This is a genomic window from Streptococcus suis (genome assembly GCF_046032535.1).
GTDB classification, from domain to species: domain Bacteria; phylum Bacillota; class Bacilli; order Lactobacillales; family Streptococcaceae; genus Streptococcus; species Streptococcus suis_AK.
The window spans coordinates 1-15,382 of sequence record NZ_JARQPL010000041.1; the positions used below are offsets into that span (position 1 = coordinate 1).

At 41.0% G+C, this 15,382-nt stretch carries 14 protein-coding genes and 1 pseudogene; 13 read left to right on the top strand and 2 right to left on the bottom strand.

Annotation, left to right across the window (positions count from 1 at the left end; all coding sequences use genetic code 11):
* Positions 1-222 precede the first annotated feature (222 nt).
* The 11 genes from P7J58_RS10005 to P7J58_RS10055 all read left to right on the top strand — a co-directional run bounded on the left by P7J58_RS10005 (position 223) and on the right by P7J58_RS10055 (position 11,786).
* On the top strand, positions 223-600 hold the full coding sequence (locus P7J58_RS10005) for a RidA family protein (RefSeq protein WP_029177497.1): 378 nt from the start codon (positions 223-225) through the stop codon (positions 598-600).
* 21 nt (positions 601-621) lie between these two features.
* Positions 622-1,509 (top strand): RNase adapter RapZ, encoded by an 888-nt coding sequence (rapZ, locus tag P7J58_RS10010; protein WP_029997576.1) that lies wholly within the window; start codon positions 622-624, stop codon positions 1,507-1,509.
* A complete protein-coding gene (locus P7J58_RS10015; RefSeq protein ID WP_192369759.1) occupies positions 1,506-2,480 on the top strand; it encodes a YvcK family protein in 975 nt (324 codons plus the stop codon). Before rapZ ends, P7J58_RS10015 begins: the two co-directional genes overlap by 4 nt.
* Positions 2,477-3,388 (top strand): DNA-binding protein WhiA, encoded by a 912-nt coding sequence (gene whiA, locus P7J58_RS10020; protein ID WP_408556260.1) that lies wholly within the window; start codon positions 2,477-2,479, stop codon positions 3,386-3,388. Before P7J58_RS10015 ends, whiA begins: the two co-directional genes overlap by 4 nt.
* Positions 3,389-3,517: 129 nt before the next feature.
* Complete coding sequence (locus tag P7J58_RS10025; RefSeq protein ID WP_408556262.1) at positions 3,518-4,213, top strand: Crp/Fnr family transcriptional regulator; 696 nt, start codon at positions 3,518-3,520, stop codon at positions 4,211-4,213.
* Between the two features lie 366 nt (positions 4,214-4,579).
* Complete coding sequence (gene arcA / locus P7J58_RS10030) at positions 4,580-5,809, top strand: arginine deiminase (RefSeq protein WP_408556264.1); 1,230 nt, start codon at positions 4,580-4,582, stop codon at positions 5,807-5,809.
* A complete protein-coding gene (locus tag P7J58_RS10035) occupies positions 5,809-6,249 on the top strand; it encodes a GNAT family N-acetyltransferase (RefSeq protein WP_408556265.1) in 441 nt (146 codons plus the stop codon). The genes arcA and P7J58_RS10035 overlap by 1 nt, the downstream gene beginning before the upstream one ends.
* An 18-nt stretch (positions 6,250-6,267) precedes the next feature.
* Positions 6,268-7,281 (top strand): ornithine carbamoyltransferase, encoded by a 1,014-nt coding sequence (gene argF, locus P7J58_RS10040; RefSeq protein ID WP_002941720.1) that lies wholly within the window; start codon positions 6,268-6,270, stop codon positions 7,279-7,281.
* A 105-nt stretch (positions 7,282-7,386) separates the two neighbouring features.
* Positions 7,387-8,334: a carbamate kinase gene (gene arcC / locus P7J58_RS10045; RefSeq protein ID WP_408556266.1), complete on the top strand. Its 948-nt coding sequence runs from the start codon at positions 7,387-7,389 to the stop codon at positions 8,332-8,334.
* Between the two features lie 490 nt (positions 8,335-8,824).
* Positions 8,825-10,330: a YfcC family protein gene (locus P7J58_RS10050; protein ID WP_024377165.1), complete on the top strand. Its 1,506-nt coding sequence runs from the start codon at positions 8,825-8,827 to the stop codon at positions 10,328-10,330.
* Positions 10,331-10,445: 115 nt separating this feature from the next.
* Entirely contained in the window at positions 10,446-11,786 is a 1,341-nt protein-coding gene (locus P7J58_RS10055) for a dipeptidase (RefSeq protein WP_099810923.1), read from the top strand.
* A gap of 325 nt (positions 11,787-12,111) precedes the next feature.
* Here P7J58_RS10055 and P7J58_RS10060 read toward each other — a convergent pair whose 3' ends face one another.
* Together P7J58_RS10060 and queA are read right to left on the bottom strand one after the other, a co-directional pair.
* Entirely contained in the window at positions 12,112-12,585 is a 474-nt protein-coding gene (locus P7J58_RS10060; RefSeq protein WP_024378250.1) for an arginine repressor, read from the bottom strand.
* Positions 12,586-12,648: 63 nt separating this feature from the next.
* Positions 12,649-13,677: a tRNA preQ1(34) S-adenosylmethionine ribosyltransferase-isomerase QueA gene (queA, locus tag P7J58_RS10065; RefSeq protein ID WP_002941714.1), complete on the bottom strand. Its 1,029-nt coding sequence runs from the start codon at positions 13,675-13,677 to the stop codon at positions 12,649-12,651.
* A gap of 347 nt (positions 13,678-14,024) precedes the next feature.
* On the opposite strand from queA, the gene P7J58_RS10070 reads away from it, so the two are divergent.
* Together P7J58_RS10070 and tnpA are read left to right on the top strand one after the other, a co-directional pair.
* Positions 14,025-14,729, top strand: coding sequence for a glucosamine-6-phosphate deaminase (locus P7J58_RS10070; RefSeq protein ID WP_029179768.1), 705 nt, complete (start codon positions 14,025-14,027; stop codon positions 14,727-14,729).
* A 191-nt stretch (positions 14,730-14,920) separates the two neighbouring features.
* A pseudogene (tnpA, locus tag P7J58_RS10075) lies at positions 14,921-15,326 on the top strand (IS200/IS605 family transposase).
* Positions 15,327-15,382 lie beyond the last annotated feature (56 nt).

Sequence of the window (15,382 nt, forward strand, 5' to 3'; positions counted from 1 at the left end):
TCAATAAAATGTTAAAAAAATACCGCTGTTATCACAAAAACGGCGGTTGTGAAATGAATTAACTGATAAACTCGAGAAAAATAAAGTGATAAAGTCGGGAGACTAGAACTTACTTTGGGAATTTAGCTATAAAAGAAAATAGATGTAGGATAGTAGTAGGTGAGCTGTTTTATACAGAACTTATGCTATAATAGATATAAAAAATTAAAAGGAGATAGAGATATGAAAACGATTCATACAGATAAGGCACCTGCAGCAATTGGCCCATACGTTCAAGGGAAGGTTGTTGGCAATTTTCTCTTTGCATCTGGTCAGGTTCCTCTCTCGCCTGAAACGGGTGAGATTGTTGGCGAGACCATTCAAGAACAAACAGAGCAAGTCTTGAAAAATATTGCAGCAATTTTAGAAGAAGCTGGGACAGACTTTGATCATGTGGTTAAGACTACATGTTTCCTCAAAGATATGAATGATTTTGTAGCCTTTAATGAAGTTTATAAAACAGCTTTCTCAGCAGATTTTCCAGCTCGTTCAGCGGTGGAAGTTGCACGCTTGCCACGTGATGTTAAGGTTGAGATTGAAGTCATTGCGGTAATTGATTAAGAAAGAAAAGGAGGGAATGTCATGTTGGACAAACTCCATTTAGTGATTGTGACAGGGATGTCGGGAGCTGGTAAGACGGTAGCTATTCAGTCTTTTGAAGATTTGGGCTATTTTACCATTGACAATATGCCGCCGACTCTCTTGCCAAAATTTTTAGAATTGATTCGCCACAGCCAGGATAACAATAAGATTGCTCTTGTTGTAGATATGCGGAGTCGCTCCTTCTTCTCGGAGATTCGAGAGGTGTTGGATGAGATTGAGGGGGCAGAGGATTTAGATTTTAAAGTCCTATTCTTGGATGCGACGGATAGTGAATTGGTTGCTCGCTATAAGGAAACTCGTCGTTCCCATCCTTTGGCGGCTGATGGTCGTGTTTTGGACGGGATTCAGCTAGAACGTGAACTTTTGGCTCCCTTGAAAAATATGAGTCAAAATGTTATTGACACGACAGAGCTGACACCTCGCAATCTCCGTAAGGCAATCTCGGAGCAGTTTGCTAGTCAAGATAATCAGCCGTCGTTTCGCATAGAAGTGATGTCCTTTGGTTTCAAATATGGACTACCTCTGGATGCAGACTTGGTTTTTGACGTGCGTTTCTTGCCAAATCCTTACTATAAAGTAGAATTGCGCAACTTGACTGGATTGGATCCTGCTGTATTTGATTATGTTATGGACCATCAGGAATCAGAAGACTTTTACAGAAATCTTCTAGGCTTAATTAAGCCGATTTTGCCAGGTTACCAGAAGGAAGGAAAATCAGTTCTAACGATTGCCGTTGGTTGCACGGGCGGTCAACATAGAAGCGTTGCTTTTGCCAAACGCTTGGCAGATGATTTGGAGAAAAACTGGATTGTCAATCGTAGTCATCGTGATAAGGACAGACGGAAGGAGACGGTCAACCGCTCATGAGAAAACCAAAAATTACAGTTATCGGGGGCGGGACTGGTATTCCAGTCATCTTGAAGAGTTTGCGGGATAAGGATGTAGAGATTACCGCTATCGTGACGGTAGCTGATGACGGAGGATCTTCGGGGGAAATCCGTCAGGCTTTGCAGGTGACCCCTCCAGGTGATTTGCGTAACGTCCTATTGGCTATGTCGGATATGCCCAAACTTTATGAACAAATTTTCCAGTATCGTTTTGCGGATTCAGATGGACCTTTGGCGGGGCATCCACTGGGAAACTTAATAATCGCTGGTATTTCTGAGATGCAGGGTTCAACCTACAATGCGATGAGGTTGTTGACGCGCTTTTTCCATACGACAGGACGGATTTATCCATCTAGCGAACAGGCCTTGACCCTTCATGCTATTTTTACAGACGGGACCGAGGTAGCAGGTGAGAGCAAGATTTCCAAGCATAATGGGATGATTAATCATGTCTATGTGACAAATTCTTATAATGATGATGAACCGAAAGCCAGTCGTCAGGTAGTTGAAACGATTATGGAAAGTGACATGATTGTACTTGGACCGGGTTCTCTTTTTACCTCAATCTTGCCGAATCTGATGATTTCTGATATTGGCAAAGCCCTAAAAGAAACCAAGGCTGAAGTGACCTATGTGTGCAACATTATGACCCAACGAGGAGAGACTGAGTTTTTCTCAGATGCAGACCATGTGGCGGTTCTCAATGCACACCTAGCTGAACAATTCATTGATACAGTTTTGGTCAATATTGAGCCGGTTCCACAAGAGTATATGAATAGCAACCAGTTTGATGAATATTTGGTACAGGTAAAACACGATTTTGCAGGTTTACAAAAACAGGCTAATCGTGTGATTTCTTCGAATTTTCTTCGTTTGGAAAATGGCGGAGCTTTCCATGATGGTGACTTGGTGGTAGAAGAGTTGCTCAAGATTTTGCAGGTGCGGCCATGAGTTTTACAGTACAAGTAAAGGAAGAATTGCTGCTTCAGTCTAGCCCAAATAAGAGCGAGCTATCTGCTATTATCAAATTATCAGGGAGTTTGGGCTTAGCTTCATCAGGTTTGACTCTTTCTATCAGCACGGAAAATGCAAAGATTGCCCGTCACATTTATGAACTGTTACTTCATTTCTACCAGATTAAGGCTGAGATTCGCCATCATCAAAAACCTAATCTCAAAAAGAATCGTGTGTATGCAGTTTTGATAGAAGACGGCGTGAATGAGATATTGAACGATTTGCATTTGGCTGATAGCTTCTTTGGATTAGAGACGGGGATTTCTCCCTTGGTTTTAGAAAATGATTCGTGGAGTCAAGCCTATCTTCGTGGAGCATTTTTAGCGGCAGGCTCTGTTAAGGATCCTGAAAAGGGAAAATACCAGCTTGAAATAGCTTCTGTCTATAGTGACCATGCCAATGACCTGGCCAATCTGATGCAGAAATTTCTTTTGGATGCCAAAGTTATTGAGCGAAGTAAGGGAACCATTACCTATCTGCAACGTGCAGAGGACATTATGGATTTTCTTTTGGTGATTGGAGCAGAAGAGACAAAGACAGAATTTGAGAATGTTAAATTGCTTCGTGAGGCTCGCAATGACCTAAATCGAGCTACAAATGCGGAAGCCGCTAATATTGCAAAGACGGTCAATGCTAGTATGAAAACAATCAATAATATTATCAAAATTATGGATACTATCGGTCTAGATCAGTTGTCAGGTGACTTGCAGGAGATTGCCCAGTTGCGAATTCAGCATCCAGACTATTCCATTCAGCAATTGGCAGATAGTCTAACGGTACCGATCACTAAAAGTGGTGTCAACCATCGTTTGCGGAAAATCAATAAGATTGCGGATGAATTATAATACTTAGAACCAGTTCCTTGTGGGCTGGTTTTTTAGATTATTATATGAAATTACGGAATATTATTAGAATTATATCTTAATATATGTTAGAATGTGTAGAGAAATACTTTGATTAGAATGGAGAGAGTGATGATTACGAACGAACAATACAACTTTCTTCGAAACCATCCTGCGTTTGAAAACTTCTCAAGGGAAAGTTTCGATCAATTAGCTAAGCATATTCGTTTTCGAAAGATTCCTAAGGGACAAATCTTTTTTTACGCAGAGGATCCTAGAGATTATCTATTTGTATTGTATAAGGGCTATGCCCGGATTGAGCAATATGATGAGACGGATAGTTTTACGTATTTGGACTATATTCGGCAGGGTGGTGCCTTTCCTTTTGGAGATATGTTTCAGGACAAACCTTATCATTATACCGCCATTGCCATAACGGACCTAGAGTATTTTATTGTACCGATGGTCTTGTTTGAAACCTTGTCGAAGATAAATCCGAGTCAAATGACTTATATCTGTCAAAAATTATCCAAAGTGCTTCGTTTTCAAGAGTTGCGCTTGCGAAATGCGATGCGTTCCAAGGCATCAGATCGAGTCGTTCAAGCCTTGGCTCTTCTTTATTGGGATATGTGCCAGCGAGAGCAGTTTGCTACCTTGCCATTTGAAATTCATATTCAAGAGATTTCGCGTTTAGCAGCTACGACACGGGAAACGGTTAGCTATGTTTTGAAGCAACTGAAGCAGGATGGTAAAATTGCTTATAGCCATAAACAGTTAACTTATTTAGATATTGATTATTTCTTAGAAAATTTGACAGAAACTCATTGAAGTTTCTGTTTTTTTATAAAAAATAAAAATTCATACAATGATATAATGCAAAGAATTATGCGGAATATAGGCGATATAATCGATAATTATTTATAAATAAGGTTTAAAATGTGAAGAATTTCTCAAAATAAATGTGAGCGTTTTCAAGTTTTTGTTTTTTTGCTCTGTTAAACTATGGATGTAAAGAGGAAATGAGAGGCAGGAAAGCGTACGGTCCACTATCATTTCCAATCAAGTAATACTCAATGAAAATCAAAATCAGACTAGGCGACGAAGATGAAGATAGAACTGAAGTTCATCAAATCGAGGCAACAACGTATGAGTTTGATTTTCGAAGAGTATAAAAAAATATTAGGAGGACAGATCATGTCAAACCATCCAATTCATGTTTTTTCAGAAATTGGTAAGCTGAAAAAAGTTATGTTACACAGACCAGGTAAGGAAATTGAAAACCTCATGCCTGACTACCTAGAACGACTACTCTTCGATGATATTCCATTCTTGGAAGATGCTCAAAAAGAACACGATGCATTCGCACAAGCATTACGAGATGAAGGAGTCGAAGTTCTCTACCTTGAACAATTGGCTGCTGAATCCTTAGTAACACCTGAAATTCGTGAGCAATTTATTGATGAATACCTAGAAGAAGCAAATATTCGTGGTCGTGCTACTAAGAAAGCCATCCGCAAACTGTTGCTAGCTATTGAAGACAACAAAGAGTTGGTAGAGAAAACGATGGCGGGTGTTCAGAAAGCTGAGTTACCGGAAGTCCCCGCTGAAGAAAAAGGTTTGACAGACCTGGTCGAATCATCCTACCCATTTGCAATTGACCCAATGCCAAACCTTTACTTCACTCGGGATCCATTTGCTACGATTGGTAATGCTGTTTCTCTTAACCACATGTATTCAGAAACACGGAACCGTGAAACCTTGTATGGTAAATATATCTTCACCCATCACCCAGAATATGGTGGAAAAGTTCCATTGGTTTACAATCGTGAAGCAACTACTCGTATAGAGGGTGGTGACGAATTGGTTCTTTCAAAAGATGTTTTGGCAGTAGGTATTTCACAACGTACCGATGCTGCATCAATTGAAAAACTATTGGTAAATATCTTTGAACAGCATGTTGGCTTCAAGAAAGTATTGGCATTCGAATTTGCTAACAACCGTAAATTCATGCACTTGGATACGGTATTTACCATGGTTGACTATGATAAGTTTACTATCCACCCAGAAATTGAAGGTGACCTTCGTGTCTTCTCTGTAACCTATGAAAATGATACGCTTCATATTGAAGAAGAACATGGTGACTTGGCAGAACTTTTGGCTGCGAACCTTGGTCTTGAAAAAGTAGAATTGATCCGTTGTGGTGGCGGTGATATGGTTGCTGCTGGTCGTGAGCAATGGAATGATGGTTCAAATACATTGACTATTGCACCAGGTGTGGTAGTTGTTTACAAACGCAATACGATTACCAATGCTATCCTCGAGTCCAAAGGGCTTCGTTTGATTAAGATTGGCGGAAGCGAATTGGTTCGCGGTCGTGGTGGACCTCGTTGTATGTCAATGCCGTTTGAACGGGAAGACATCTAATGCCGAGTATAGAACGAACAACAATCGGTTCGGAAGAATGGCAACGCGCAGCCTCTATCTATGTCCGCTATAAGGTATTTGTCCTTGAGCGTGGTATTGCAAAGGAAGATGAATTTGACCAGAATGATACGGAAGGAAGTGTTTACGCCAATCTCTTTATTGGTGAAGAGCCTGTTTCAACGGGACGTTTTCTTCCTGTCGGTTCTGGTCAAGCTCGTCTAACTCGAATAGCCACTCTACCGAATTTTCGTGGAAAAGGCTATGGAAAAATGATTATTAGCTCTTTGGAAGCTTATGCACGTGAAGCTGGCTTTCATCAGTTGAATATACATTCGGAGTTAACTGCAAAGACTTTTTATGAGTCAGTTGGCTACCAAGCAACTTCTGAAGTTTATCAAGAAGATGGAGAATGGTGCCAGACATTGACAAAATTTATTTAAACATTAGGAGAAGAGACAATGACAAATGTATTTAAAGGTAGACATTTTCTTGCAGAGAAAGATTTCACACGCGCAGAATTGGAATGGTTGATTGATTTCTCAGCTCATTTGAAAGATTTGAAAAAACGCAATATTCCACACCGTTATTTGGAAGGTAAAAATATTGCTCTCTTGTTTGAAAAAACATCAACACGTACTCGTGCTGCCTTCACAGTAGCATCTATTGACCTTGGTGCCCATCCAGAATATCTTGGTGCAAATGACATCCAACTTGGTAAGAAAGAATCTACAGAAGATACTGCTAAAGTTTTGGGACGTATGTTCGACGGTATTGAATTCCGTGGTTTTAGCCAAAAGATGGTGGAAGAATTGGCAGAATTCTCTGGTGTGCCAGTATGGAATGGGTTGACAGATGCATGGCACCCAACTCAAATGTTGGCGGACTACTTGACTGTTAAAGAAAACTTTGGCAAGTTGGAAGGCTTGACTCTGGTTTACTGTGGTGATGGCCGTAACAACGTTGCCAACTCTCTATTGGTGACAGGTGCTATCCTTGGTGTCAATGTCCATATCTTCTCTCCAAAAGAACTCTTCCCTGATGAAACTGTTGTGGCATTGGCAGAAGGCTTTGCCAAAGAAAGCGGAGCGCGTGTTCTCATTACTGATAATGCTGATGAAGCAGTCAAAGGCGCAGATGTTCTCTATACAGACGTTTGGGTATCCATGGGTGAAGAAGATAAATTTGCTGAACGCGTTGCCCTCTTGAAACCATACCAAGTGAATATGGAATTGGTGAAAAAAGCAGAAAATGAAAATCTCATCTTCTTGCACTGCTTACCTGCCTTCCATGATACAAACACTGTTTATGGTAAAGATGTCGCTGAAAAATTCGGCGTAGAAGAAATGGAAGTAACAGACGAAGTATTCCGTAGCAAGTATGCTCGTCACTTCGACCAAGCTGAAAACCGTATGCACACAATTAAAGCGGTTATGGCAGCGACTTTGGGGGATCCATTTGTTCCACGTGTGTAGAATCTAGTCATCGCAACCTCCGGGGGCTGGCACCCAGCCCCCTTATTTTGAGGATAGATGTGTAAGCGATTACTATTTCGCGAAAGTGAGGAAAAAGCAAGAGATATGGCAAATCGTAAAATTGTAGTAGCCTTGGGTGGCAATGCCATTTTATCGTCTGACCCATCGGCTAAAGCACAAAAAGAGGCCTTGGTACAAACAGCCAAGCACCTTGTAAAATTGATAAAAAATGGGGATGACCTTATTATCACGCATGGTAATGGTCCTCAGGTTGGAAACTTACTTCTTCAAAACCTTGCTGCTGATTCGGAAAAGAACCCAGCTTTTCCACTAGACAGTTTGGTAGCCATGACAGAAGGTTCGATTGGTTTCTGGTTGCAAAATGCCTTGGAAAATGAATTGATCAAGGAAGGCATTGAAAAAGATGTAGCATCTGTTGTGACCCAGGTTATCGTGGATAAGAATGATCCCGCCTTCGAAAATTTGACCAAGCCGATTGGACCATTCTATACAGAAGAAGAAGCGAAAGCAGAAGCAGAAAAGACTGGTGCAACCTTCAAAGAAGATGCCGGACGTGGCTGGCGCAAAGTCGTTGCTTCGCCAAAACCTGTAGGAATCAAAGAAATAGGTACCATTCGTACCCTTATCAATGCAGGTGAAGTTGTCGTAGCTGCTGGAGGCGGAGGTATTCCAGTTGTCCAAGAAGCAGATGGCACCCTGACCGGTGTGGAAGCAGTTATTGATAAGGACTTTGCTTCTCAATGTTTGGCAGAATTGGTTGACGCAGACTTGTTTATCGTCTTGACCGGTGTAGACTATGTCTTTGTTAACTACAACAAACCAGACCAAGAAAAATTAGAAACAGTTACCGTAGCTGAATTGGAAGAATATATCAAACAAAATCAATTCGCACCAGGTTCCATGCTACCGAAAGTTGAAGCAGCTATTGCTTTTGTAAACAATAAGCCACAATCAAAAGCAGTCATTACCTCATTAGAAAACTTAGGCGCTTTGATTGAATCCGATAGCGGCACTATCATTGTCAAAGGCTAAGTAGCTGTTTGTATCGTTGAGGCTTCTATTTATTGATGTACTCTGCATGCAAATATAGTTTTTAAACTAGACGGGTTATTTATTGATGGAGTTAGGGGAGAGAAAGTGTTGATAGTCCCATAAGGGTTCCCTTTAATCTAAACATGAAGGTCTGGGCTTTCTAAGCTCCCTCCCCTCTCATCCATTTCCTATCAAGTATCTATCTATAAGCAATGATTTCAGATAATAGACTGAAGGAGATAGACATCTCTTGAAGATAGGTGGATATTTGATACGGTTATTACGGATACAATTTCCCTTAAATAGGGGATTTAGAACCTGTATTCCCAGTTCAGGACTTTCATCTAAGACTAGTTGTTGAGCTATTCATCGTTAGTTTTTCAGTATTTCTTTAAAAACTATCTTGATGAGCAAAAAACTATTTCTTATATAAAGTACTTTACTTGTCAATCCAGGTTGCGCTCAAAAAATATTATAGGAGGTTTTTGCGATGAGCGAAAAAGTGAAAAAAGGCTTTAAAATGCCTTCATCGTATTCTATTTTGATGCTCATTATTGCCTTTATGGCAGTGATGACATGGGTTATTCCAGCAGGTCAGTATGAAAAAGACGAAGCTGGAAAATTTATCACAGGCACCTATCAAGCAGTGGCTCAAAATCCGCAGGGAATTTGGGATATTCTGATGGCACCTGTCCGTGCTATGTTGGGTCATGGCGACACTAGTAAGGCTATTGACGTTGCCTTCTTTATTCTGATGGTTGGTTCCTTCTTAGGCGTGGTCAATGAAACTGGTGCGCTTGATGTGGGGATTGCCTCCATTGTGAAACGCTTCAAGGGTCGCGAGAAAATGCTGATTTACATCCTCATGCCTTTGTTTGCCTTGGGCGGTTCTACCTACGGTATGGGTGAGGAAACCATGGCCTTCTTCCCACTCTTAGTTCCTGTTATGATGGCAGTTGGTTTTGATAGTATTACAGGTGTTGCTATTATCTTGTTGGGTTCTCAAATCGGCTGTTTGGCTTCGACTGTAAACCCATTTGCGACAGGTGTGGCTTCGGATGCAGCAGGGGTTTCCTTGGCAGATGGTATGATATGGCGGATTATCTTCTTTATCGTTATTTTGGGTCTGGGTGTGTGGTTCGTTGCTAACTATGCTGAAAAAGTGAAAAACGACCCAACTAAATCCCTCGTTTACAAACAACGTGAAGCAGATATGGCTCACTTTAATGTCAACACATCAAGTGAAGAAGTCAATGCTGTCTTGACACCTGCTCAAAAACGTGTCCTTTGGGTCTTCGTATTGACTTTTGTAGTCATGATTTGTAGCTTTATTCCTTGGGAAGACTTGGGTGTTTCTGTCTTTGCAGATTTCAATACTTGGTTGCTTGGCTTGCCAGGAATCGGTCAGGTGATTGGTAGTTCAGCCTATCCATTTGGCTGGTGGTATTTCCCTGAAGGAGCTATGCTCTTTGCCTTTGCTGGTGTCTTGGTCGGTATTGTCTATGGCATGGATGAAGCACGTCTGGTAAAAGCCTTTATGAATGGTGCGGCAGACTTGCTCAGTGTTGCCCTTATCTGTGCGGTGGCGCGTGGTATTCAAGTCATCATGAACGACGGTATGATTACTGCGACAATTCTACACTGGGGTGAAGTTGGCTTGCAAGGTCTGTCTTCACAAGTCTTCATCATCTTGACCTATCTCTTCTACCTGCCAATGTCCTTCTTGATTCCGTCCACATCTGGTCTTGCAGGGGCATCTATGGGTATCATGGCACCTCTTGGAGAATTTGTTAATGTGCCAGCACACTTGATTATCACAGCCTTCCAAGCAGCTTCAGGTGTACTTAACTTGGTTGCACCAACCTCAGGTATTGTAATGGGTGCCTTGGCTTTAGGTCGTGTTGAAATCGGAACTTGGTATAAATTTGTAGGTAAATTGATTGCAGCTATTGTACTTGCATCAATTGCTATTCTTGTCATTGCGACATTCTTCTAATCGAAATTCTGGGTCAGATTTTATCATGAATACAGATAAATTTGGCTCAGTTTTTCCATTTGTGATAGAATGAAAACAGAAAGAACTATATTTTAATCTGTTGAAAGGAGAAACAATGGAAACAAGTTTTATTCAAGCACAGCATCAAGAGGCTTGTGTAGAGGCGATTAAGGAACTGGTAGCTTTTCCGTCTGTCCTGCATGAAGGTCAAAACCAAACGCCATTTGGCCAAGCGATTCAGGATGTTCTGGAGCACACGTTGGCTTTGACGGAAAAAATGGGTTTTAAAACTTATTTAGACCCTGCTGGTTATTACGGCTATGCTGAAATTGGGCAAGGCGAAGAATTATTAGCAATCCTTTGCCACTTAGATGTGGTACCTGCTGGTGATCTTAGTCAATGGCAGACGCCGCCTTTTGAGGCTGTGGTAGAGGGAGATTACATTATTGGACGCGGAGTTCAGGATGATAAAGGTCCTTCGATGGCGGCCTTATTTGCAGTAAAAGCACTTCTTGATGCGGGAGTCCAATTTAACAAACGGATTCGTTTCATTTTTGGAACAGATGAAGAGACCTTATGGCGGTGTATGAACCGCTACAATCAGTTGGAAGAAGTGGCAACTATGGGCTTTGCACCAGATTCTTCCTTCCCTTTGACTTATGCTGAAAAAGGATTGCTACAGGCCAAATTGCATGGTCCAGGTCACCCTTGTCTGAGTATCGAAGCGGGAACTGCCTATAACGTAGTACCTGCCAAGGCAAGCTATTCTGGTCATTTATTAGCAGGAGTTATTGCGGAATTAGATCAATTAGGCTTTGATTATGAAACCAAAGATGATCAAGTAACGGTTCTTGGTATTTCGCGGCACGCCAAGGATGCTGCTGAGGGGGTCAATGCCATTGTTCGTTTGGCAAAGGCTTTGGAACATTTCGAAAATCATCCAGCCTTGGACTTTATCGTCAATGCAGTTGGTGAAGATGCCACAGGATTTAAGCTTTTTGGTGATGTGACCGATGAACCATCAGGGACACTCAGTTTCAATATTGCAGGCCTAACCATTAGCGCAAAAAAATCAGAAATTCGCTTGGACATTCGTATTCCTGTCACTGCGGATAAGGAAGCCCTAGTTTCTACTTTACAAGCCAAAGCGCAATCATGTGGTTTGACCTATGAAGAGTACGACTACCTTGCTTCCTTGTATGTGCCATTAGACAGTCAGCTGGTATCTACGCTCATGTCTGTTTATCAAGATAAGACAGGAGATTTGACAAGCGAGCCAATCTCGTCAGGTGGGGCTACCTTTGCTCGTACCATGCCAAACTGTGTGGCCTTTGGTGCATGTTTCCCAGATACAGAACAAACTGAGCATCAGGAAAATGAACGCATGCCATTAGAAGACTTATATAAAACAATGGATATTTATGCTGAGGCAGTCTATCGCCTAGCTGCGGAATAGCCATTATCAGTATTGAATAGTAAATTACAGTTTAAAAGCTCTTAGTGAAATATCTAAGAGCTTTTCTTATGAAGAATAACATTGAAAGATGAGATAGAAATGTGTCACTGTTTACAAGAAGTGTACAAAAATATATGAAAGTGAGACTTATTATATGCTGTTTTAGAAATAGACCCCATCTGCATATAGAATAAGTCAAATTAGACTATTCTACAATAAAACGCGTACATGTTATATTTTCGTTTATGAGTATAAAGGGAAGTTATTGATATTTATTTGAAAAATTATCTTTAAAATTAAGTATGTTGTTTGTGAACACAAATTTTTATAATTTACTAAAGAAAAATGGTGGAGTAAACTGTTTCAAGTGCTCGAAGCAAGCTTGTGCCCCCTCTACATCTTCACAAATGATGAGACAGACATCGTCACCGCAGACGGTCGCTACAATTTGAGGAATCTCCATGGCATCCAAAATAGAACCGAATGAGTTGGCCAATCCAGGTAGGGTCTTGAGCACCACTTGATGTTGGATAGGTTTTAGCATGACCAAAGCATCTTCCATATAGAGTCGCAGTCGTTTTTCCCAGCGAGTAGGAGCAATGGGGTTGATGACATAGTGAGAACAATCATCTTCGTTGACTTTGACAAGATTGAGCATCTTGATGTCACGGGAGAGGGTAGATTGGGTGACGGAGACTCCGTTGACCTCTAGTAATTCTTGCAATTCCTGCTGGGTATGTATTTTCTTCTCCATGATTAGAGACAGGATCAGCTGATGGCGGCTTTCAATCTTGTTCATAGGGCCCTCCTTGAGATGTAAGGAAAATAAAATCTGAACTCAGAATAATTTGGTGATAACAGCCTATTGAATAAACATTGCATCCCCAAAACTAAAGAAGCGGTAGCGTTCTTCAACAGCATGTTTATAGGCATCTAAGGTAAATTCTCTACCTGCAAAGGCAGAAACTAGCATAACCAAAGTAGATTTTGGCAGGTGGAAATTGGTTGAGAAGGCATCAACGATTCGGAAGGTGTAGCCAGGTTTGATGAAGATATTTGTCCAACCAGAATCAGCTTCCAAACGGCCATCAAATTTATTACCGATGGTTTCGAGGGTGCGGATGGATGTAGTGCCGACTGCGACGATACGACCACCGCTACCTTTGACCTGATTGAGGGTTTGAGCAGCTTCTGCTGATAGGTTATAGAATTCCGAGTGCATTTCATGTTCATCAACGTTATCAACAGAGACTGGTCGGAAGGTCCCAAGCCCAACGTGAAGGGTCAGATAGACTAGTTTCACTCCTTTAGCTTCGATTTTTTCGAGTAATTCTTGGGTGAAATGTAGTCCAGCAGTTGGGGCTGCGGCAGAACCGTTTTCCTTGGCATAAACTGTTTGATAGCGTTCACGGTCTTCTAATTTTTCATGAATGTAAGGTGGAAGTGGCATTTCGCCTAGACTTTCCAAGACTTCAAGGAAGATACCTTCATAGGAGAATTCAACTATTCTTCCACCGTGTTCTAATTCCTCTACGATAGTAGCAGTTAATCGTCCGTCACCAAAAGCGACTGTGGTACCGACTTTCAGACGTTTTGCTGGTTTGGCAAGAACTTCCCACTGATCACCTTGGGTATTTTTCAAAAGCAAAAGCTCAACATGTCCCATAGTTTCAGGCTTGTAGCCATAGAGACGGGCAGGCAGAACACGTGTATTGTTCATGACCAGAGCATCACCGGGATTTAGCTGGTCGATGATATGGTCAAAGTGACTGTCAACCATGCTCCGTTTTTCGCGGTCGAGGATCAATAGTTTAGAGCTGTCGCGCTTTTCAAGGGGAACTTGAGCGATAAGCTCTTCGGGTAAATCAAAATCAAAATCTGCAGTATTCATATTCACTCCTTAGACTAAAATAAAATATAGGTAAAATAAATCAATAGGGCAAATGGCAAAGCCACCAATAGACTACCAATCAGGTAGAAAATAAACTTTAGGACCTTTGATTTAGAAATAAAATAGCCAGTAAGGCAGAACAGAATACCAATAAAAAATAAGTAAAAAAGCACATCTGTCATAAATGTATTATATCATAGTTAGACACTTAAGTCTTGATGGATGGGAAGAGAATTAAAATTATTCGTGCTAATGTAATACTCTATAAGTATAAATTCTTGACAAAAATTGGTCTATACCATATAATAAAGAAAAATAAGAAATGGTATAGACCAAAGAGGTGTGTTATGAAAATTCATGTAGTAAACAATCAAGTTGAAGGAGCAACTGTAGCATTAGACATTTTGAAAGAAAAATTGAACGGAGGTGCCAAGGTATTAGGTTTGGCAACAGGCTCCAGTCCGTTAGAATTTTACAGATTGATTCGTGAGTCGGATTTAGACTTTTCGGATGTGACATCTGTAAACTTGGATGAGTATGTTGGTTTAGGTGAGGAGAGCGACCAATCCTATATTCATTTTATGAAGGAAAATCTTTTCAATGACAAACCGTTTAAACAATCTTATTTACCGAATGGTTTGGCGACAAATGTAGTTGCTGAAACAGAACGTTACAATAAAATTTTGGCTGAACATCCAGTTGATTTCCAAATTTTGGGTATCGGTCGCAACGGCCATATCGGTTTCAATGAACCAGGTGCTCCATTTGATGGTCAGACCCATCTGGTTGAATTGGCGCCATCAACCATTGAAGCCAATGCGCGCTTCTTTGACAATCCAGAAGATGTACCAAAACAAGCTATCTCCATGGGCATCGCCAACATTATGGCAGCCAAGACCATTGTTCTCATGGCCTATGGTCAGGAAAAAGCTGACGCCATTAAGGCGACTGTGGAAGGAGCAGTGACAGAAGATGTCCCAGCAAGCGTCCTCCAAAACCACGACAATGTCATCCTTATCCTCGACCAAGCGGCAGCAAGTAAATTAGCATAATAAACAAAACCGACTACCATTTTTGGCAGTCGGATTTCTTATTATGTGACTTTTAGTCCGTCACGCTCCGTAAGGTGCGTGACAAATAAACCACCCGCTATGCGGGTGCGCGACGAAGGTTATACCAAAAAAACTCCAAACGCGATACAATAAAGGTGTTCAAGCCTATTGTAAAGCGAAAGGAGAAAAATATGGCGCAAAAGGCACATAGTTTATCACATACAAAGTGGCTGTGTTCTACCACATTGTCTTCACACCTAAGTATAGACGAAAAATCATCTATAATCAATATCGAAGTAGTTTGGGAGAAATATTCCGACGTTTGTGTACTTATAAAGGCGTAGAAATTATCGAAGGACATCTGATGCCGGATCATGTTCATATGTTAGTCAGTATTCCTCCGCGATTAAGTGTATCAAGCTTTATGGGATATTTAAAAGGTAAGAGTGCTCTAATGATGTTTGATAAACACGCCAATCTCTCTATAAATTTGGTAATCGTCATTTCTGGGCAGAGAGCTTCAACAATTTGGGGAATTGTTGAAGAGTGTAAGTTGGACTTAATGAAGCCACAATAAAGAAATATATACAAGAATAAAGAAATTATCCAGTGGATGATTTCTTCACGAGCTTAAAATCTAGAAAGCGAGTTAA